Genomic DNA, 18,036 nt, shown 5'->3' on the forward strand with positions numbered 1-18,036 from the left:
GCCCTATCCCAGCCAGGCGGTGGTGTCCGGCCCCAGCAGCCCGTCCTCCAACGGGCTGCTGGTCAGCAGTACTTCGCCCGCCGGGAGCGGGACGGGCGTGTCCGACAGATTGGTGACGCACCGCCAGCCCTCGTGCCGGGCGAAGTCCAGCACGTCGGCCGGGCCGGTGTCCGTCCAGGTGAGGTCCTCCCCCTGCAGGAGCTTGCGGCGCAGGCGCAGGGCGGCGCGGTAGAGCTCCAGCGTGGAGCCCTCGACGCCGTCCTGGGCCTCGACGGCGTACCGCGCGAACCACTCCGGCTGCGGCAGCCACGAGCCGCCCGCCCCGAAGCCGTACGACGGACCCGTCGCCGTCCACGGCAACGGCACCCGGCACCCGTCGCGTCCCTTGCGCACATGTCCCGTCTGCTCCCAGATCGGGTCCTGGAGCACCTCGAAGGGCAGCTCGGCGACCTCGGGCAGACCGAGTTCCTCGCCTTGGTAGACGTACGACGATCCCGGGAGGGCCAGCATGAGCAGCGTGGCCGCGCGAGCGCGTCGCAGGCCTTGCTGCGCGTCCACGGCGGGCGCGTGGCCGCCGGTCAGCAGCCAGGCGTTCTCGTCGGTGCCCGGCGGGAGCACGAGGCGGGAGGCGTGCCGTACGACGTCGTGGTTGGAGAGCACCCAGGTGGCCGAGGCGTGAGCCGCGTGCGCGGTGACGAGGGAGTCGGCGATGACCTGGCGCAGCTCGGCGGCGTCCCAGGGGGCCTGGAGGTACTCGAAGTTGAAGGCCTGGCCGAGTTCGTCCGCGCGGGCGTACAGCGCGCGGCGCGGGCCCGGCACCCAGGCCTCGGCGACGGCCGTACGGGGCGGGGTGTACGAGTCGAGGATGGTGCGCCAGTCGCGGTAGATCTCGTGGACCTCGTCGCGGTCGAAGAAGGGGTGGGTGCCGGGCGCCATCGAGGCGAGGGCCCGCTCCCCGCTGAGCTCGGGGGTGCCGAGGTCGCGCAGCGGCTCGCCGAGATCCTTGACCAGGGCGTGGGCCACGTCCACGCGGAAGCCGTCGACACCGCGGTCGCACCAGAAGCGCAGGGTGGTGCGGAAGTCCTCACGGACCTCGTCGTCGGACCAGTCGAGGTCGGGCTGCTCGGGGGCGAACAGGTGCAGGTACCACTGCCCGTCCGGCACCCGCCGCCAGGCGCTGCCGCCGAAGACGGACTGCCAGTCGGTGGGCGGCAGTTCACCGTGCGCGCCCTTGCCGTCGCGGAAGACGTAGCGCCTGCGGGCGGCCGAACCGGGCCCGGCCGCGAGGGCTTCCTGGAACCATACGTGCTGGTGGGAGGTGTGGTTGGGGACCAGGTCGACGATCACCTTCAGCCCGAGCCGGTGCGCCTCGGCGACCATGGCGTCGAAGTCGTCGAGGGTGCCCAGGCGCGGGTCGACGTCCCGGTAGTCGGCGACGTCGTAGCCGCCGTCGGCGAGTTCGGAGGGGTAGAACGGGCTCAGCCACAGGGCGTCCGCGCCGAGGGCGGCCAGGTGCGTGAGGCGCTGGGTGACGCCCCTGATGTCCCCGAGGCCGTCACCGTCGGCGTCGGCGAAGCTGCGGGGATAGACCTGGTAGACGACGGCCTGCCGCCACCAGTTCGGGTCATTGCTGGAGAGATCGGGCGCGGGGTCGGGCGCGGTGGTGCGGGCAGTCACGCGTCTCCTCCGGAATATGTGCGGTCTTTTTTCGAGCGACAAATGGGAATCTGTCCACCTCGCCCGAAAGGTGAACCAGGCGTTTTCCGGAGGAGATCATTCCCGGTGTGGCGAAATTGTGATGGTCTTTGAACCGACCTCGTATCACCGCAGGTTGACAGGTTTAAGCATGGAGATCCACGATGTGCGGACACCGTGGCGCATGTGACCAATGGGCCCAGTGTTTCTCAGACCATTTACTCTCATCCTGACGGGATACGTATGTCCATAGCGAGACGTGTCACCATGCGGCGCCTGCTGGGGACGGGCGCCGCGACGCTCGCCTTCTCCGCTGCTCTCGCCTCCGTCGCCTCGGCCTCCGACTGCCCCGGCGGCAAGGGCTGGCAGAACGGCGGAAGCTACAAGCCCGGTACGGGCGCCGGCTCGAAGACCGGCACCGACCGCTGCGAGTTCTCCCTCGACGGCAAGAACTTCTTCGCCTCGGTCAAGGTCGACGACCTGAACCTGAAGCCCGGCGACGACGGCAAGGTCCACGTCAAGGTCCGCGCCGCGGGCGACGCGGCCAGCTGCACCGCCTCCCTGGCGTCCTACCTCGCGCACGGCCCGACGTTCGCGACCTCCGGCGAGCAGGTCTTCCACGACTTCGACACCGTCAACGTCAAGGCCGGCTCCGTCGACACCCTCGACATCGCGATCCCCGACGCGGGCTGCTACGGGCAGGTCGACCTCTACCGGGGCAACACGAAGTTCGACGGCAAGCTCGACGCCAACGACGGCTTCACGCACGGCGACCTCCCCAAGGGCCCGGACCACCCGGTCATCAAGGACAAGCTGATCGCGGCCTGGAACGGCGGCACGAAGGACTGCACGACCACGCAGACCACGCCTCCGGCGACCCCGCCCGCGGAGGAGTCCACGCCGCCGGCCTCGGAGTCGACCCCGCCGGCGTCCGAGTCGACGCCTCCGGCCTCCGAGAGCACGCCCCCCGCGTCCGAGACCCCGTCGACGGAGTCCCCGACCCCGTCCGCCTCGGAGTCCACGACGTCCCCCGCGGCTCCCACCCCGAACGGTGGCGGCGGCGACAACCTCGCCGAGACCGGCGCCAGCAGCAACACCCCGCTGATCGCGGGCGGCGCGGCGGTCCTCCTCGCCGGTGGCGCGGGCATCGTCCTGGCCACGCGTCGCCGCAAGGCCTCGCGCGCCTGACGAATTTCCGCTGAACATCACTGAACAGCGCTGAAGTTCGCTGAACATTCCTGAAGGGGCCGTCCCACCGTCCGCGGTGTGGACGGCCTTTTCGGGTTCGGGTCTGCGGACGGGTCAGTGGAGGGTGGGCCGGTAGACGAACTCCTGGATGTGGCCGCCGAGCGTCCGGTGCTCCAGCAGTTCCAGGTCGAAGTCGGCCGCGCCCCGGAAGACCGGGGATTCCCCGGTCCGGCCGGTGATGACGGGAAAGAGCGTCACCTGGACGCGGTCGACCAGGCCGGCGGCCATCAGCGCCCGGTTCATCGCCAGGCTGCCGTGCGAGCGCAGCGGCACCTCGGACTCCTTCTTGAGCCGGGCGACGACGTCCACCGCGTCACCGTTGACGAGGGTCGCGTCGGGCCAGTCGAGGGGGCCTTCCAGGGTCGTCGACACCACCGTGGTCGGCAGGTTCCGCATCCGGGTGACCCAGGGGTCCCGCACGTCGGAGTCCTCGGTGCTCTCGGCCAGCATCCGCGCGAAGGCCCGGTACGTGGTGGCCCCGAAGACCATCCGCTGCTCCGGTCCGTAGAGGGCGAGGCGGCGGTCGAGCAGTTCGGGCCCCTGCTTGCCCCAGTAGCCGGTCCAGTCGCCCCCGGCGCTGCCGTAGCCGTCGAGGCTGGAGAAGACGTCGAAGGTGTAGGTGGCGGTCATGTCGGGCTCCCCTTCGTCGGACGGGCGCCGGTGTCACTCGCACCCGTAACCCGTAGACCCGGCCCGCCGCCGAAACTCATCGCCGACCGCAAACCGCCGACCGCGGCTCACGTCGTCACGTCATGCCGGGACGCCTTTGGGCTTCCGCGATCCCTTCGGCGTGTCCGTCGGCTTCGGGGCCGACCGGTTCGCGGTGCCCTGGTAGACCGCCAGCGCGAGGAACAGGATCTCGAAGCCCGCGGTGATGCCCGCCGTCCGGAACTTCCCCGAACCCGTCGAAGGCGTACCCACCATCACCGGAATCTTCCCCTCGGTGTCCACGGTGACGGTGAGGGTCTGGCCGACCTTCAGCCCGTCCCCGGACACGACGCCCGGTATCGACCGTCCCCACGGATCAGCCAGCCGTGCGTCGTGCGTCGGCGGATCGGCACCCCCGTTGGCCCAGTACACCTCGGTCACCGTCGCCCGCTCCTCCCGGCCGTGGGCGTGCAGCGCCCGCTGGTCAAGGCCCGAGTAGGTCAGGTGCAGCACGGCCAGGGCACCGATGGGCACCGTGATCAGCGCCACGACGGCCCAGGCCTTGGGCTCATCCTCCACGCCCGGCACCAGCAGCGCGAGGAGAAAGAACGCCGAGAGGTAGACCAATGGATACACGAGCAACGTCACCCAGACGTTCTGCGTGACGTACAGCAGGACGGCGGCGCCGATCTCAACGCCGAGGAACACCACCGTCGAGCGCATCAGGAGCAACGCGGCCACGCCCAGCAGACGGGCACGCCTCAGTATTCGTCCGGCCACAACCCACCCCCGTCATCGGATGTTCCGCGTCGACGCGCCACTGAGAAGCATGTGGCAGCACGTCACACAGGTGGTTATACCCATGGCCCATAAAATCGAACACATGATTGAATCCAGTCATGTGCTCGCTCCCCGCCGACCTCGTCCGGCCACAGCAGGAACGGAACGCCGCCCACCAGCGGCCGACCCGGCACCCCGCTCGGCACCCCACCCGGACCGGGTCTCGCCGATGATGGGCCGGAATGCGGGACCGGACGCTCCGGACGATCCTGAGGACATGTCCGGACCGATTCGCGTGACCGTGCATCCACCGTCCCCCACCGGCGGCCGACGCGTCCGCGTGGACGGCGAGATCCTCGGGCTGGCCCACAACATGGCCGACATAGCCGAGTTCCTCCGGCGGGCGGGACTGGAAATCGACCCGTCCGAGGTGGCGGACTCACCGTGGATCGACTGGCGGGGAGCCGGACCCGGGCAATGGGGCCCGGAATCGAGCGGCTGACACCCTCGCCCCGCATTCTCGGCACCCGTTTTTCCGCGCCTGAATTCGAATGCACCTCCCGCGCGAGAAGTCTTTCGAAGATCATTCGGCTGCCGCCCACCCGCCTCGTGATCGATCAGCCCTGGGCGCCCACAAGTCGGGGCACCTCTCCTCGTTGTCCCGGGTCGGTCACCGCGATCCGGAGCGCGGTACCGCGCTCACGGCGTCCGCCGCGGTCGGCTCTGTGGTGGGCGTGGACGTGGGTGCCTGCGACGCGCCGGCCGTGGTGCGGGGCGTTTCGCCGGGCGTTCGGCTCGGGGCGGAGGGCATCCTGGAGGGAACGTCGTCGGGTCCTGCGGGGTCGCTGGTGGCGGGTTCGGACGGCTGCGGTGTGTCGGGTGACGGTGTCGGCGAGCGGTCGACGGGGGGTGTCAGCGGGCTGCTCGCGGGGGGCGGGGCCTGGGGGACCGTCGGGGAGCGGGGGCTCTGTGCCGTCGTCAGGTTGAGGGGGAGGACGATGAGGGCGGCGACGGCGCAGGCCACGCCCACTCCGGCCGCCGCGCGGGTGCGGCGACGGCGGGTCGCGGTGCGACGGATCTCCTCGTAGCGGCCCGGGGGGGCACCCAGGTAGGCGGGGCCGGACGTGGGCCCGAGGAGGATCAGCAGAGGGTCGTCGGGGTCGTGGTCCGCGGTGGTGGGGTCGAACTCCGGATCTTCGTCGTCGTCAAAGCGTGTGGTCAAGACTTTTCCTCAGGTGGGCACGGAGTAGTTCACGGGCCGCGTGGAGGTCGGCCTTGATGGTTCCTTCCTTGCGTTCGGTCAGCGCGGACACTTCACGAATGGACATGTCAGCGTAGTAGTGGAGGAGGATCGGCACCCGCAGTCGTTCCGGCAACGACTGGACGAGGAGGCGTACGGACGGGTCCGACGGCTCCGTGTGGGTGCGCAGAGCCGCTTCCGTGGTCACGCGCCGCATGGCCTTTCGCTCGCGCTCCATCTTGCGCCAGTGGTCCCGGACGATGTTCGCCGCCGTCACATAGAGGAAGCCGCGCGGCTCCTCCACCGACGTCCAGCGGGCCCACAGGCGCGTGAACGCCTCCGAGGCGATCTCGTGGGCCGTCTCGTCGTCGTCGACGAGGCGGCGGCACCAGCCGGCCAGGCGCGGGTAGAGGGCGGCGAACAGCTCGGACGCTGCCGCCTCTTTCTCGCGGGACCGTTTCAACGCTCTCCATGGGCCTGTTGCCACCGGTGTGGCACTCGTGGGGGAGGACGACGGGCCGACGGCGTACGTTCCGGCGGCCCGCAATCCTTCGTGTTCCAGCGTGCTCACGGTTTCGTGGACGACGTGAGCGAGGCGAAGACGATCACGTTGTCGAGGTAGCCGTCCTCGTCCTTAGGGCCGCCGCAGGTGATGAGCCGCAGCTCCGGCCGGCTCACGTTCCCGTAGACGTCGTCCGTCGGGAAGTCGGCCTTGGCCACCGTCCGCAGGGAGGTGACCGTGAACTCCGTCTCCGTGCCGTTCTCCAGACGCGCCACGATCTTCTCGCCCCGGCGCAGCCGTGAGAGGTCGTGGAAGACGCCGTCCCCGTACGCGCCGACCGTGACATGGCCGAGGATCACCGACGGCCCCGTCTGGCCGGGCGTCGGCGAGTGCTCGTACCAGCCGGCCTGGTCGTGGTCGCTGATCGGAGGGACCTGCACCGTGCCGTCGGACGCCAGCCCCAGCCGCATGACCGGGGTGTCGACCCCGATGGCGGGGACTCTCAGCCGGACGGGGACCGAACGGCCCACCGCCCGGACGGACTTTGCGGCGGTGTGCTTGCCGGCGGTCTGCTGCGACGCGGCGGCGTCGGGAGCCGCGGTCCCCGTCGTCCGTACGCCCTCGGCGCCGGAGGAGCAGCCCACGAGCAGCGAGGCCGCGGCAGCCGTGGCCCCGGTGCCGAACGCCCGCCTGGAGAGCAGGGTCACGCTCCGGTCGCCCGCCGACGGCGTACGACGATCACCGTGGCGCCGGCCACGGCGAACGCGGCGGCAGCGCCACCGCCGATCAGCGCACCCGGCGTTCCGGAGTCCGTCGACGTCGGCGTCACCCCGGTGTCGGGCGCGCCGGCCGGAACCTCGGCGACCTGGGACGGGGAGGTGCGGGGGTCAGTGGTGGGGGCCGCGCTGGGCACCGCGCTGGCCTCGTCGGACGGTGCCCGGGTGCCCTCGCTCGGCTCCGGGGTGGCCTCCGTCGGCGCGGCGGTGGGGGTCGGGACCCGGGACGGGGCCGTGCTGTCGGCGAACGCGGGGGCGGTGCCCGCCAGTACGGCGGTGGCCGCGAGTGCCACGGCGCTGAGGACGGTACGGCGCACGGTACGGCGCATGGAATCGCTCTCTTTCGTCGGTCCGCCCGGAAGGTGGCCCGGCCCTGTGGTCGGGCCGGCCGGGCGGCTGGGTGACGGAACGTGCGGAGAGACGAGCCGGCGGAGAAGTCGGTTGCAAAGGAATGGCAAAGCCGTTGAGGCGGGGCAACTCCGTTGCGGAGCCGGGCTGTTCAGCGGCTCCGGCCTCAGGCGAGGGCGGCGACCAGCAGGGTGAAGGCGGCGATGATGACGGCGACGCGGACGTAGTGGAAGCGGCCCCAGCGGTTCAACTGCTGCTTCCAGTCGGCGGGCCGGTTCTCGGGGGTCCACGCCTTGTTCCGGTTGTTGATCGGGACGAGCAGCAGCAGCGACATGACCACGCTGAGGATCAGCAGCGCGCCCGAGGTGACGACGAGGCCGGTGCCGTCGTGGTGCCGTCCCGCGACAGCCCAGACGCCGACGAGGACGAGCGAGCCGACGTACCAGAACGGCATCACGGCGCCGAGCATCCGGCCCCCGTGGGCGTGGCCGAGTTGTCCGCTGTCCTCCGGGAGTGCGTTGAGGATCGGGGTCATGACGAAGGCGACGCCGAACTCCACCCCCACCATCACGCCGACGACCACGGTGGTGACGACCTCAAGTGCGTTGAGCATGACGACTCCTCCAGAAATCTAGTGTTGCTAGATGACAAGGCAACGCTAGTACTACTGCCGCTTGATTGTCTAGCGGTGCTAGAATCGAGTCATGTCGGTACAGGAACGCAAGGAGCGCGAACGGGCGGCCCGCGAACGCCTCATCGTGGCCACGGCCCGCGAACTCGCCGAGCAGCAGGGCTGGGACGCGGTCACCACCCGCCGGCTCGCCGAGCGCATCGAATACAGCCAGCCCGTCCTCTACAGCCATTTCCGCGGCAAACGCGAGATCATCGGCGCCGTCGCCCTCCAGGGCGCCACCGAGTTGGCGGCGGCGGTACGGGCCGCCACCGCGGCCGTGGACGGCCCACGCGCCCGGGTGCACGCCCTCGCCCGCGCCTACCTCGACTTCGCCGAACGCAACCCGGCGGTCTACGACGCCATCTTCCAGCTCGACGGCGGCCTCGCGTACGCGCAGGAGGAGACCCCGGAACCCCTCAAGGACGCCTTCGCCGCCCTGCTGGAGAGCCTCGGCGAGGTCGCCGGGAAGGGCGTCCACGAAGGGCTGTTCACCGAGGTGTTCTGGGCGTCCCTGCACGGAGTGGCCACCCTGACCCGGGCGCGACGGCTCCCGCCCGAGGACACCGACCGCAGGCTGGAGCTACTGGTGGACCGTCTCCCCGTGACCTGACCCCGGCAGGGCGGCGCCTCTCCTCCGTACGGCCAGGTCGGTGGCATGAGGCCGGCGTCTTCGAGACGCTGCCTCGCGCAAAAGAAGAGCTGCTCGCCCGGCGGCATCTTGAAGCGGTCGAGAGATCCGTTCAGCCAATGGTGAAGCGCTGGTTCTGGGCGCCTCGGTCGCAGCGGGCAGTGCGGTAGTAGCCGTCGTCCTGCTGGTAGAGGCAGCGGCCCGTGCCGACGCTTTGGAGCATGATGGCGCTGCGGGCGGCGGGCTGGACGGTGCGCCACTTCTGGTACGAGCCGCCGTTGCAGCGCAGGGGGTAGACGTCGCCCCGGTCATTGCTGTCGAGGCAGCGGCCCCAGAAGTTGTTCTTAAGCGTGGTGCTGGTGTTGAGGCGGCCGTTCCACTGCCACAGGAGGCTGCCGCGTCCGGTGGAGCAGCGGTCGCCCTTGAGGCCGGTTTCGTCGTTCTCGCGCAGGCAGTCACCGTAGCGGTAGTTCGCGAAGCGGCTGGTGTGGGTGGCAGCCGCTTCGGCGGGTGTGGGGGTGAGGAGGGGGAGAGCGAGGCAGGCTGCGGCGATGAGGGCGGCGAAGGCATTCCGGGTCGGGCGGCGCACTTGGGGTCTCCTTACAGTGGTTTCAGAGGTACCTCGGCAGGATCCCCGAACACCACCACCTACGCCTGAAAAATGAGGAAAACCACCGGATCGAGCCGCTTATGCCGACCGATCCGTCAGGTGGGCCATCGATGACATCAGCTGGACCGTAGTGATCACTAATCGGACAGACACATCCGATCGACTGACCAACCCATCAAAGAGACACGCTCTACGCGTCCCGCCCCATCGGAACATCCAGCTCCGCCCACACCGTCTTGCCCACGGTCAGCCTCTCCACGGCCCAACGCCCCGCCAGCACCCGGACGATGAGCAGACCCCGGCCGAACTGGTCGTCGGGGCGGGGCGGTTGGGTGCCGGGAAGTCGCTCGCCCCTCGGGTCGGTCACCGCGATCCGGAGCGCGGTGTCGTTGAGGGACGTCTCGACGCGGAAGAGCCTGTCCCGCAGGCAACCGTGCAGCAGGGCGTTCGTGCACAACTCGCTTGCCAGCAGCGCCGCGTCGCCGGCGAGGCCGGGTAGCCCCCAGTCGACGGCGAGTTGAGCGACGCGTCTGCGGGCGAGGGGGATGCTGCGCGGGTACGGGGTGTAACTGACCTCGTCGTGGCGGTCGTAGGGCTTGGGGCGTCGGGGCAGGCAGGAGTCGGTCACGGATACCTCCAGGGAGTCGTGTCGTCGGGGTGGCTCCGCCGCGCGGACAGCGCGGTGCCTTCCGCCAACCGGTGCCGGTGAGTGGCCTGTTGAACACTGACGGTAGCCTTTTGGAGGGTTGGCCAGCAATCGAACAGGACAGAAATATTGCTGGCCCACTGAGGCACTGACGAAAGGGAACTCATGGCAGGCAGGGACCCCAACCGCGGTAAGACCGTCACAACCGTTCTCGGGCGACGACTCGGTGGTGAGCTGCTGAGGATGCGAGAGGCTTGCGATCTCCGGCAGGCGCATGCTGCCGAGGCCCTGACGGCATCCGTCACGAAGGTGGCGAAGATCGAGCGCGGGCAGGTGCCATTGCGTGATCCCGACGTCAGGGCCCTGTCCCACCTCTACGGCGAGACCGACGAGACGGCGATCGGCAAACTGCTCGCCCTCGCCAAGGCGGACCGGGAACGGCGCAAGGCCAAGGGCTGGTGGAACCAGTACCCGCAACTGACTGCGCAGATCGAGTATGTGGCCCTGGAAGACATCGCCACGGAAGTCCGCACCTGGCAACTGACCTTCGTGCCCGGCCTCTTGCAGACCCCTGACTACGCCCGCGCCCTCGCTGTCGGGAACGGGTCCTGGGACGATCTCGACGAGATCGAGACCTTCGTCGAAGCGAGGATGGCCCGGCAGGCACGGTTGGGCGGTGACCGCCCGCTACAGCTCTGGGCGTTGCTGCATGAGGGGGCCGTGCGTCAACTGGTCGGTGGCCGGGATGTCATGCGGGCGCAACTGGAACACCTGCTGGAGGCGGCGCACCTGCCCAACGTGCGTGTCCAGGTCGTCCCGTTCATCGCCGGGGCCCACCCCGGGATGACCTGTGCCTTTACCGTCGTCTCCTTCGCCGAGCCCGGTGCTCTGGACGTCGTACAGGTGGATACTTCGTCGACGAAGGTCTGGTTGGAGAGCGAGACTGACGCCGCGCACCACAACGCGGCCTTCGACCGCATCACGCGGCTCGGTCTGGCGCACAGCAACTCCGTGAGACTCATCGACGGCATCCGCAAGGAGATGTAGGGCACCGTGTCCCACTACGACTTCAGGAAGTCCACATACAGCAGCGGCGACGCACACGGCGAGTGCGTCGAAGTCGCCCGCAACATACCCACCACCGTCGCCGTCCGTGACTCCAAGTACCTCGACGGCCCGGTGCTCCGCCTCACCCCCCGCGCCTGGAGCCCCTTCCTGCACTCCCTGCACAGCGAATGACCCTGACCGCCCGCCGCAAGGAGCTGTGGCCCGTGCCGTACTTCGAGTTCGCCAAGTCCAGCCACAGCAGCGGAAACGGCGAGTGCGTCGAAGTCGCCCGCAACATACCCACCACCGTGGCCGTCCGCGACAGCAAGCACTCCGACGGCCCGGTGCTCCGCCTCACCCCCCGCGCCTGGGCCCCCTTCCTGCACTCCCTGCACAGCGAACGGCCCTGACCGCCGGTTCAGGCTCAGGACACCTGCTTCAGCAGCCCCCGCACTCCCTCGTCCACCACCGAGTACCGCACCACGCGCCCCTCCTTCTCCCCCGCCACGACCCCCGCCGCCCGCAGCAGGCGCAGTGCCTGCGAGACGGCGGGGTCGTTCATGCCCGTGGCGATCGCCAGGTCGGAGACCGCGAGGGGGCCGGTCCGGTGCAGGGCGAGGAGGAGGGAGAGGCGGTTCGGGTCGGCCAGGAGGGCGAAACGGTCCGACCAGGCGCGGACTTGGCCGGGGTCGCCGATCGCCGCGATGGCGTCGCACACCCGGTGGCCGTCGATGGTGCGGCGGTCCGCTCGGTCCGCCGGGACGAGATGCATGGGGGTCATCCTCGCAGGCGGCCGGTGTGATCTTCCATACCTGCGCAGGTATGCAGCTATGCAGGAGACGCCTCGCACCCCTACCGTGGTCGGGCCGTGGTGCTCGGGAAGCCGGTGACGACCCCTCAGGGGGTTCATGCCGGCGCGGCCCTCGCCACTGTGATCGGGGAGTTTCCCTCCCACGTCCCTCACGGGACAGCCACTGGCCGTCAGCACGAGGCCGGGAAGGCGGGCAGGGAAACGTACGACCCGTAAGCCAGGAGACCGGCCACGGCAGCTCACGCGTTCATCCACGAGGTGCTGGAGTGACCACCGTATGACTGACCCTGCCCTGCCCGAGACCGCCGCCGCGTCCTTCCGCTGGCGCCGCGAGGACACCGTCAAGACGGTCGGCCTGATGGCCGCGATAGCCGCCCTGCACGTCGTCGCCTTCGGGATTCTCTTCCTGCTCGTCGTTCCGGAGCACTACGAGGTCGGCGACAAGGCCTTCGGCATCGGACTCGGCATCACCGCCTACACCCTCGGCATGCGGCACGCCTTCGACGCCGACCACATCGCCGCGATCGACAACACCACCCGCAAGCTCATGGCCGACGGCAAGCGGCCGGTGTCCGGAGGGTTCTGGTTCGCGCTCGGGCACTCCAGTGTCGTGGTCCTGCTCGCCGCGCTGATCGCCGGCGGCACCCAGCTGGCCGGCAAGGTCATGAACGAGGGCTCAAGTACCCACCAGGTCCTGGGATTTCTCGGTACGACGGTCTCCGGTTCGTTCCTCTACCTCATCGCCGCCCTCAACCTGGTCGCCCTGCTGGGCATCCTGAAGGTCTTCCGGGCGATGCGGGCGGGGACGTACGACGAGAAGGAGCTGGAGCAGCATCTCGACTCGCGCGGGTTCATGAACCGGATCCTCGGGCGGCTCACCAAGTCCATCACCCGGCCGGGGCAGATGTTCCCGCTGGGGTTCCTGTTCGGGCTCGGATTCGACACCGCCACCGAGGTCACGCTGATGGTGATGGCGGGTTCGGGCGCGGCGGCCGGGCTGCCCTGGTACGCGATCCTGTGCCTGCCGCTGCTGTTCGCCGCCGGGATGAGCCTGTTCGACACCCTCGACGGCACGTTCATGAACTTCGCCTACCAGTGGGCCTTCTCCAACCCGGTGCGCAAGGTGTTCTACAACCTCGCCATCACCGGGCTGTCCATCGCGGTCGCCTTCTTCATCGGCACGATCGAGCTGGTCGGTGTCGTGCACGACAAGTTCGACCTCACCGACGCCCTCACCACCTGGATCGCCGAGATCGACCTCGACAACGTCGGCTACGTCATCGTCGGCCTGTTCGTGGTGGTGTGGGCGGCGGCGATCTCCTACTGGCGGCTCGCGAAGGTGGAGCAGCGGTGGAGCGTCAGCAGTTCTTGATGGACCAGATCGGGCCCCAGTTGTAGGAGTTGCTGCTGCCGCCGGGTCCGACCGGTGTGACGACCGCGCCGTTCTGGCCGTAGAAGTACGCGGTCACCCCGCCGGTCTGGGAGTTGCGGTAGGAGCCCGTGCCGGTCCAGTTGGAGAGGGTGTAGGTGTCGCAGTAGTAGAAGTAGTAGACGACGTAGTCGCCCCGCGTGGGGTCGTAGGTCGCCGTGCAGAGATTGCCGCTCTCGCAGGTGATGGACTCGCGTGCCGCCACGTGCAGGATCCTGGCGGGCTTCGGCCAGGCCGTCGGAGGCTCCGCGGCGGCTCCGGCCGGCAGCGCCGAGGCGGGCGGGGCGGCGGGCATGGTCAGGATCTGGCCGAAGTCCCGGTTCGCCGGGGCCGCGTCGGCCGGTCCCGCCGTGAACGCGGCCGTCAGCGCCAGGCCCAGGGCACCCAGGCCCGCGAGCAGAGAACGTCGTTTGTCGCGCATATGGTGTCAAACCCCCTGTGGGAAGGGACATTCCTCGCGTCCACAGGCTGGCTTCGGTCCACCGGTCCCCGCCACACCCTGAAGCCCTGCCTTAAACGGAACCCGTCCCTTCGAGCAACGCCAGCCCCACCGGCGTGACGGTGTGCAGCACATGCCTGCCGCGGCGCACGCTCAGCAGCAGGCCGGCCCGGCGCAGCACCGCCGTGTGCTGGCTCGCGGCCGCGCCGGAGATGCCCAGGCGCTGGGCGAGTTCGCCGGTCGTACGGCCGGTCACGACGTCCTCCAGGATCGCGGCGCGGGTGCGGCCGATGAGGGCGGCGACGTCCTCGCCGGGTGCGGATCGGCCCGGTGGGCGGGCCCAGCCGAGGGCCGGCTGGATGGGATAGACGAGGACGGGCGGCAGGTCGGGCGCGGCGAGCGTGACGGGTCTGCGGAGGCAGAACAGCGACGGCTGGAGCAGCAACCCCCGCCCGTCGAGCCGCAGTTCACGGTCGACGGGATAGTCGGCCTCCAGCACGGGCGGGCGCCAGCGCAGTACGGGACGGAAGCTCGCGAGCAGTCCGTCGGTGCCGTCCCTCAGCACCGCCCGGGTGCGCAGCGCCCGGTCGGCGTCCACCTGGGCCCGGATGCGTGTCCAGAACGGGGCGAGCGCGTCCTGGTGGTAGCCGTGCAGGGCGGCACCCAGACGCCGCAGCGCCGGAGGCTCGCCGTCGGCCAGGGCACGGGCCTCGGACGGCAGCGGGCGGCTCCGGCGCGGGGAGGCGGCGAGTGTGCTCAGGTCCCTGTGCAGCGCGGTGCGCCGGGTGCGCAGCACGGTGTCGACGGCGCGCTCCAGGTCATGGGAGCCGCCGAGGTCGGGGGTGAGGAAGTCCGGTGTGTAGCCGCGCGGTGGCAGCAGCGCGGCGAGCAGCCCGTGCGCCGGGAGCAGCCGTGGCCGTACCGTCCGCCGCCAGTCGCCGAACTGGAGGGGCGCGTCCTGCCCCGCCAGCACCTGGAAGCTGTTGCAGATCTCCCAGAGAGGATCGGGGCCGGCGGCGAGACGCACGCGCGCGATGTCGTCGGTGGTGAAGTGCACCCGCAGCATGGGGGGTTCTCCGATGGTGGTCGGTCATCGGGTGGGTGGCGGTGCACCCCGACAGTGACGGAGCCGCCCTTGCCGGGGCAAGGGGGCATTCGGTCACCCCCGGTGCTGCGGGTGCCGGGGAGTCAGACCCCCTCCACCGCCGTCAGCCACAGCTTCACGTAGCGCTCCACGTCCACGCCCAACGCCACGTCCACGAGGGTGACTTCGCGCTCGCCGCCGTGGATCTCGGACTCGCCGGGGCGGCGGCGGCGGCGGTCGACGACGGTCTGGCCGCGGGTCGGGCCGGGTGCCAACGAGACCTCCACCGGGAGGAGTTCGGTGGCCAGGCCGCCCGGGTCGACGACCGCGCAGACCGCGCCCGCGTCGCCGAGGCCGCCGGTGGGGGTGGGGTCGCCGGAGGTGGCCGGGTCGCGGTGGGCGAGGAGTTCGCCGGCCATGCGCAGGGAGGGTTCCGAACTGGCGCGCAGCCGCTGGACGTCCGCCGCCGGGACGATGACCCGCTCGAAGACGTCCAGGCCGTACATGGTGATCGGCACGCCCGCGGTGAGCAGGACGGCGGCCGCCTCGGGGTCGTGCCAGACGTTGAACTCCGCGACGGGCGTGGCGTTCCCGGTGGCCACCGCGCCGCCCATGAACACGATCCGCTCGATGTTGCGCACCACTTCGGGGTGGGTGCGAAGGAGCAGCGCGATGTTCGTCAGGGGCGCGGTCGGGATCAGGGTGACCGGCCTCGGCGAGGCGAGGATCTCCCGCCTGAGCAGCGTCACCGCGTCCACGTCCACCGCCACCCGGGTCGGCGCGGGCAGCCCCAGGTCGCCCATGCCGTCCCGCCCGTGCACGTGCTGCGCGGTGCGCACGGGCTCGATCAGCGGGCGTTCGGCGCCCCGGGCGACGGGGATGTCACCGGCCCCGGCCTGCTCGAGCACGGTCAGCGTGTTGCGGACCACGCCGTCGACGTCGGTGTTCCCGGCGACACAGGTGACCGCGCGCAGGTCGATGCCGGGATGCCGTACGGCGAACAGCAGGGCCAGGGCGTCGTCGACACCGGTGTCGCAGTCGATGATCACCGGGATGGGCTGACCGGTCACGGCGTGGGTCCTTTCGTCACTGGCGTACGGGACCGACCTTACGCAGCCGCCCAGAGTTCGGCCCCGCGGTCGCCGTCCCGGGCGGCGATCCGGTCCAGCAGTTCGTCGACCGGCACGGCTCCGGGCCTGCGGCCGTCCCGCAGCCGTACGGCCGCACTGCCCGCGTCGGCCTCCCGCGCGCCGATCACCGCCTGGTACGGCACCAGGCGCGCGGCGCGGATGCGGGCGGCGAGGGTGCCGTCGCCGGGAGCGGCGACTTCGGCCCGGACACCGCGCGCGAGGGCCTGGCGTACCACGTCGTGGGCCCGTTCCTCCTGGTCGTCGCCGACCGGCAGGACCACGAGCTGCACCGGGGCGAGCCACACCGGGAACGCGCCGCCGTGCGCCTCGATGAGGTGCGCGACCAGCCGCTCCACGCTGCCGATGATGCTGCGGTGGACCATGACCGGGCGGTGTTTTCCGCCGTCGGGGCCGATGTAGTGCAGGTCGAAGCGTTCGGGCTGGTGGAAGTCGATCTGGACGGTGGAGAGGGTGGACTCACGGCCCGCGGGGTCGGTGACCTGTACGTCGATCTTGGGGCCGTAGAAGGCGGCCTCGCCCTCGACGGACTCGTAGTCGACGCCGTCCAGGACGTCCTTCAGGAGGGCGGTGGCGCGCTGCCAGAGTTCCGGGTCGGGGACGTACTTGCCGCCCTCGCCCGGGAGGGAGAGGCGGTACCGGCTCGCCCGGATGCCGAGGTCGTCGTAGGCGCGCCGGATCAGGTCGAGGGCGGCGCGGGCCTCCTCGACCGCCTGCTCCAGGGTGCAGAAGATGTGGGCGTCATTGAGCTGGATGGAGCGGACGCGGGTGAGACCGCCGACGACGCCGGACGGCTCGGAGCGGTACATACCGCCCAACTCGGCCATCCGGAGCGGGAGTTCACGGTAACTGTGCGATCTCGACCGGTAGATGAGGGCGTGGTGCGGACAGAGACTGGGCCGCAGGACGACCTCCTCGCCGCCCATCCGCATCGGCGGGAACATGTCCTCGCTGTAGTGGTCCCAGTGCCCGGAGATCTCGTACAGCTCCCGCTTGCCGAGCACGGGCGAGTACACGTGCCGGTAGCCGGCGGCCCGCTCGGCGTCCCTGACGTACTCCTCCAGGACATGCCGTACGACGGCCCCGTCGGGCAGCCAGTACGGCAGCCCCGCGCCCATCAGGGGGTCGGTGTCGAACAGATCGAGTTCACGGCCGAGCCGGCGGTGGTCATACATGCGGGTCTCCCTCGGAATGGGGGCGAGGGACCGGCCGGGAACGACGAAGCCCCGGGGCACTCGCCCCGGGGCTTCGGACTGCGTCAGCGGTCAGCGCGCCGGGACCTGCTCCGGCGTCGTCGTGATCGACGGGACTGCTTGGGCGCGCTGCATGGAGGTGACGATAGCGGCAGGAGCGGGGGCGGCGCGAGGGGTTTTCGGCAGGAGCGCACACGGGCCGCCGTGGAACCGGTGTTCCGGGGTGTCCCACCGCACCGCGTAACCCGTACGGCCCGGACCGCTGGTGACCCCGTCGAACCCGGTGATCACTTGAGAGCATGACCCCGCCCCGCGCCCCCCGTGTCGCCGCCTCCGTCCTCACCCTGGCCGGTGTCCTCACCGCCACCGGCTGTTCCGCGCTGTCCAACCCGCCGACCGCCGCCAAGCCGCCGATCACCCGGCCCACCAGCCCGGCCCCGTCCCCGTCCCCGAAGGCCTCTCCCGCAGCCGCCTCCACCCTCACCGAGGCGATGGCCCAGGCCGCCCTCATCACGGACGCGGATCTCGGTGAGCCGTGGACCCCCACCCAGGGCACGGCCACCTGGCACGACGGAGTGCTGAAGGCGAGGAGCGAACTGCCGGACTGCCAGCGGTTGCTCGACGCGCTGTACGCCGACGACCTCTTCGGGGCCGACGCCCAGCCCCGCGCGGTCGTCGGGCTGGACGACCAGTGGAACCAGGCCCAGCTGCACTACCAGGTACTTGGCCGCCCCCCGGCCGAGATCGACAAGACGCTGGCCTGGCTCAGGGGTCTCCCGCGGAAGTGCGCCCGGTTCGCGGCCACGACGACCAGCACCGGGGCCGTACTGGGCGTCCAGGTCACAGAGGCGCAGTTGCCGGAGGCGGGAGACGCCCGGCAGGGGCTGCGGGTGCTGCTGACCGGAGAGTCCCCGGACGGTCAACCGGTGACACTCACCCTGGAGCTCGCCGCCGTCCGGGTGGGCGAGGACGCCATCAGCGTGAGCAACGGCGGCTTCGGTGACGTGCAGACGGATGCCACGCAGGCCGCCGTGGAGCTGGGAGCCCAACGGCTGACGGAGGTCAGGAAGCAGGGCCGGGTCCAGATCTGA

At 70.6% G+C, this 18,036-nt stretch carries 23 protein-coding genes and 1 riboswitch; of the genes, 8 read left to right on the top strand and 15 right to left on the bottom strand.

Features of this window, described 5'->3' with window-relative positions; all coding sequences use genetic code 11:
- Nucleotides 1–3: 3 nt before the first annotated feature.
- Nucleotides 4–1,677 carry a glycoside hydrolase family 13 protein gene (locus ACFYRX_RS14255; protein ID WP_389099295.1) on the bottom strand — a complete coding sequence of 558 codons (1,674 nt, stop codon included), beginning with the start codon at nt 1,675–1,677 and terminating at the stop codon, nt 4–6.
- 261 nt (nt 1,678–1,938) lie between these two features.
- On the opposite strand from ACFYRX_RS14255, the gene ACFYRX_RS14260 reads away from it, so the two are divergent.
- Nucleotides 1,939–2,883, top strand: coding sequence for an LAETG motif-containing sortase-dependent surface protein (locus ACFYRX_RS14260; RefSeq protein ID WP_389099296.1), 945 nt, complete (start codon nt 1,939–1,941; stop codon nt 2,881–2,883).
- 114 nt (nt 2,884–2,997) lie between these two features.
- Here ACFYRX_RS14260 and ACFYRX_RS14265 read toward each other — a convergent pair whose 3' ends face one another.
- Both ACFYRX_RS14265 and ACFYRX_RS14270 read right to left on the bottom strand, forming a co-directional pair.
- A complete protein-coding gene (locus ACFYRX_RS14265) occupies nt 2,998–3,573 on the bottom strand; it encodes a dihydrofolate reductase family protein (RefSeq protein ID WP_389099298.1) in 576 nt (191 codons plus the stop codon).
- A 120-nt stretch (nt 3,574–3,693) separates the two neighbouring features.
- A complete protein-coding gene (locus ACFYRX_RS14270) occupies nt 3,694–4,371 on the bottom strand; it encodes a hypothetical protein (protein WP_389099299.1) in 678 nt (225 codons plus the stop codon).
- A 277-nt stretch (nt 4,372–4,648) separates the two neighbouring features.
- Here ACFYRX_RS14270 and ACFYRX_RS14275 point away from each other — a divergent pair, with 277 nt between their 5' ends.
- On the top strand, nt 4,649–4,873 hold the full coding sequence (locus tag ACFYRX_RS14275) for a hypothetical protein (protein ID WP_389099301.1): 225 nt from the start codon (nt 4,649–4,651) through the stop codon (nt 4,871–4,873).
- A 168-nt stretch (nt 4,874–5,041) separates the two neighbouring features.
- Here ACFYRX_RS14275 and ACFYRX_RS14280 read toward each other — a convergent pair whose 3' ends face one another.
- The 5 genes from ACFYRX_RS14280 to ACFYRX_RS14300 all read right to left on the bottom strand — a co-directional run bounded on the left by ACFYRX_RS14280 (nt 5,042) and on the right by ACFYRX_RS14300 (nt 7,850).
- Entirely contained in the window at nt 5,042–5,593 is a 552-nt protein-coding gene (locus ACFYRX_RS14280; RefSeq protein ID WP_389099303.1) for a hypothetical protein, read from the bottom strand.
- Nucleotides 5,577–6,074 carry an RNA polymerase sigma factor gene (locus tag ACFYRX_RS14285; protein WP_389099305.1) on the bottom strand — a complete coding sequence of 166 codons (498 nt, stop codon included), beginning with the start codon at nt 6,072–6,074 and terminating at the stop codon, nt 5,577–5,579. Before ACFYRX_RS14285 ends, ACFYRX_RS14280 begins: the two co-directional genes overlap by 17 nt.
- A gap of 104 nt (nt 6,075–6,178) precedes the next feature.
- Nucleotides 6,179–6,820, bottom strand: a complete 642-nt coding sequence (locus tag ACFYRX_RS14290) for a class F sortase (RefSeq protein ID WP_389099307.1) — start codon at nt 6,818–6,820, stop codon at nt 6,179–6,181.
- Nucleotides 6,817–7,206, bottom strand: coding sequence for a sortase-dependent protein (locus ACFYRX_RS14295; RefSeq protein ID WP_389099992.1), 390 nt, complete (start codon nt 7,204–7,206; stop codon nt 6,817–6,819). The genes ACFYRX_RS14290 and ACFYRX_RS14295 overlap by 4 nt, the downstream gene beginning before the upstream one ends.
- 197 nt (nt 7,207–7,403) lie before the next feature.
- Nucleotides 7,404–7,850 carry an anthrone oxygenase family protein gene (locus tag ACFYRX_RS14300; RefSeq protein WP_389099309.1) on the bottom strand — a complete coding sequence of 149 codons (447 nt, stop codon included), beginning with the start codon at nt 7,848–7,850 and terminating at the stop codon, nt 7,404–7,406.
- Nucleotides 7,851–7,941: 91 nt separating this feature from the next.
- On the opposite strand from ACFYRX_RS14300, the gene ACFYRX_RS14305 reads away from it, so the two are divergent.
- Nucleotides 7,942–8,520 carry a TetR/AcrR family transcriptional regulator gene (locus tag ACFYRX_RS14305; protein ID WP_389099311.1) on the top strand — a complete coding sequence of 193 codons (579 nt, stop codon included), beginning with the start codon at nt 7,942–7,944 and terminating at the stop codon, nt 8,518–8,520.
- A gap of 130 nt (nt 8,521–8,650) precedes the next feature.
- Here ACFYRX_RS14305 and ACFYRX_RS14310 read toward each other — a convergent pair whose 3' ends face one another.
- Together ACFYRX_RS14310 and ACFYRX_RS14315 are read right to left on the bottom strand one after the other, a co-directional pair.
- Nucleotides 8,651–9,127, bottom strand: a complete 477-nt coding sequence (locus tag ACFYRX_RS14310) for a hypothetical protein (RefSeq protein ID WP_389099313.1) — start codon at nt 9,125–9,127, stop codon at nt 8,651–8,653.
- Between the two features lie 211 nt (nt 9,128–9,338).
- On the bottom strand, nt 9,339–9,776 hold the full coding sequence (locus ACFYRX_RS14315) for an ATP-binding protein (RefSeq protein WP_389099315.1): 438 nt from the start codon (nt 9,774–9,776) through the stop codon (nt 9,339–9,341).
- A 183-nt stretch (nt 9,777–9,959) separates the two neighbouring features.
- On the opposite strand from ACFYRX_RS14315, the gene ACFYRX_RS14320 reads away from it, so the two are divergent.
- Genes ACFYRX_RS14320 through ACFYRX_RS14330 form a run of 3 tightly spaced genes read left to right on the top strand, consistent with a single transcriptional unit; the run spans nt 9,960 to nt 11,251 of the window.
- Complete coding sequence (locus tag ACFYRX_RS14320) at nt 9,960–10,841, top strand: helix-turn-helix domain-containing protein (protein ID WP_389099317.1); 882 nt, start codon at nt 9,960–9,962, stop codon at nt 10,839–10,841.
- A 6-nt stretch (nt 10,842–10,847) separates the two neighbouring features.
- Nucleotides 10,848–11,033: a DUF397 domain-containing protein gene (locus tag ACFYRX_RS14325; RefSeq protein WP_389099319.1), complete on the top strand. Its 186-nt coding sequence runs from the start codon at nt 10,848–10,850 to the stop codon at nt 11,031–11,033.
- Between the two features lie 32 nt (nt 11,034–11,065).
- The gene (locus tag ACFYRX_RS14330) at nt 11,066–11,251 is read left to right on the top strand and encodes a DUF397 domain-containing protein (protein ID WP_389099994.1); all 186 of its coding nucleotides are present in this window, start codon (nt 11,066–11,068) and stop codon (nt 11,249–11,251) included.
- 14 nt (nt 11,252–11,265) lie between these two features.
- Here the strand turns inward: ACFYRX_RS14330 and ACFYRX_RS14335 are convergent, their stop codons facing one another.
- Nucleotides 11,266–11,613, bottom strand: a complete 348-nt coding sequence (locus ACFYRX_RS14335; protein WP_389099321.1) for an ArsR/SmtB family transcription factor — start codon at nt 11,611–11,613, stop codon at nt 11,266–11,268.
- 80 nt (nt 11,614–11,693) lie between these two features.
- Nucleotides 11,694–11,901: riboswitch (cobalamin riboswitch) on the top strand.
- A gap of 28 nt (nt 11,902–11,929) precedes the next feature.
- Between ACFYRX_RS14335 and ACFYRX_RS14340 the strand changes: the two genes are divergently transcribed.
- Entirely contained in the window at nt 11,930–13,024 is a 1,095-nt protein-coding gene (locus ACFYRX_RS14340; protein WP_389099323.1) for a HoxN/HupN/NixA family nickel/cobalt transporter, read from the top strand.
- Here the strand turns inward: ACFYRX_RS14340 and ACFYRX_RS14345 are convergent.
- The 4 genes from ACFYRX_RS14345 to thrS form a co-directional block, all read right to left on the bottom strand.
- On the bottom strand, nt 13,011–13,502 hold the full coding sequence (locus ACFYRX_RS14345) for a hypothetical protein (RefSeq protein WP_389099325.1): 492 nt from the start codon (nt 13,500–13,502) through the stop codon (nt 13,011–13,013). The two genes, ACFYRX_RS14340 and ACFYRX_RS14345, sit on opposite strands and share 14 nt — an antisense overlap.
- A 91-nt stretch (nt 13,503–13,593) precedes the next feature.
- The gene (locus ACFYRX_RS14350; RefSeq protein ID WP_389099327.1) at nt 13,594–14,586 is read right to left on the bottom strand and encodes an ArsR/SmtB family transcription factor; all 993 of its coding nucleotides are present in this window, start codon (nt 14,584–14,586) and stop codon (nt 13,594–13,596) included.
- Between the two features lie 122 nt (nt 14,587–14,708).
- Nucleotides 14,709–15,674 carry a nucleoside hydrolase gene (locus tag ACFYRX_RS14355; protein ID WP_389099329.1) on the bottom strand — a complete coding sequence of 322 codons (966 nt, stop codon included), beginning with the start codon at nt 15,672–15,674 and terminating at the stop codon, nt 14,709–14,711.
- Nucleotides 15,675–15,712: 38 nt separating this feature from the next.
- On the bottom strand, nt 15,713–16,927 hold the full coding sequence (gene thrS / locus ACFYRX_RS14360; protein ID WP_389099331.1) for a threonine--tRNA ligase: 1,215 nt from the start codon (nt 16,925–16,927) through the stop codon (nt 15,713–15,715).
- 317 nt (nt 16,928–17,244) lie between these two features.
- Here thrS and ACFYRX_RS14365 point away from each other — a divergent pair, with 317 nt between their 5' ends.
- Nucleotides 17,245–18,036, top strand: a complete 792-nt coding sequence (locus ACFYRX_RS14365) for a hypothetical protein (protein ID WP_389099333.1) — start codon at nt 17,245–17,247, stop codon at nt 18,034–18,036.

The sequence above is a fragment of the Streptomyces sp. NPDC005374 genome, assembly GCF_042872225.1.
GTDB lineage: Bacteria > Actinomycetota > Actinomycetes > Streptomycetales > Streptomycetaceae > Streptomyces.

Excerpts from the sequence above, each read along its gene's own strand:
- ACFYRX_RS14320 (WP_389099317.1), top strand. The coding sequence starts at position 9,960 with ATGGCAGGCAGGGACCCCAACCGCGGTAAGACCGTCACAACCGTTCTC.
- thrS (WP_389099331.1), bottom strand. The coding sequence starts at position 16,927 with ATGTATGACCACCGCCGGCTCGGCCGTGAACTCGATCTGTTCGACACC.
- ACFYRX_RS14365 (WP_389099333.1), top strand. The coding sequence starts at position 17,245 with ATGACCCCGCCCCGCGCCCCCCGTGTCGCCGCCTCCGTCCTCACCCTG.
- ACFYRX_RS14350 (WP_389099327.1), bottom strand. The coding sequence starts at position 14,586 with ATGCTGCGGGTGCACTTCACCACCGACGACATCGCGCGCGTGCGTCTC.
- ACFYRX_RS14345 (WP_389099325.1), bottom strand. The coding sequence starts at position 13,502 with ATGCGCGACAAACGACGTTCTCTGCTCGCGGGCCTGGGTGCCCTGGGC.
- ACFYRX_RS14305 (WP_389099311.1), top strand. The coding sequence starts at position 7,942 with ATGTCGGTACAGGAACGCAAGGAGCGCGAACGGGCGGCCCGCGAACGC.
- ACFYRX_RS14335 (WP_389099321.1), bottom strand. The coding sequence starts at position 11,613 with ATGCATCTCGTCCCGGCGGACCGAGCGGACCGCCGCACCATCGACGGC.
- ACFYRX_RS14275 (WP_389099301.1), top strand. The coding sequence starts at position 4,649 with ATGTCCGGACCGATTCGCGTGACCGTGCATCCACCGTCCCCCACCGGC.
- ACFYRX_RS14340 (WP_389099323.1), top strand. The coding sequence starts at position 11,930 with ATGACTGACCCTGCCCTGCCCGAGACCGCCGCCGCGTCCTTCCGCTGG.
- ACFYRX_RS14300 (WP_389099309.1), bottom strand. The coding sequence starts at position 7,850 with ATGCTCAACGCACTTGAGGTCGTCACCACCGTGGTCGTCGGCGTGATG.
- ACFYRX_RS14260 (WP_389099296.1), top strand. The coding sequence starts at position 1,939 with ATGTCCATAGCGAGACGTGTCACCATGCGGCGCCTGCTGGGGACGGGC.
- ACFYRX_RS14265 (WP_389099298.1), bottom strand. The coding sequence starts at position 3,573 with ATGACCGCCACCTACACCTTCGACGTCTTCTCCAGCCTCGACGGCTAC.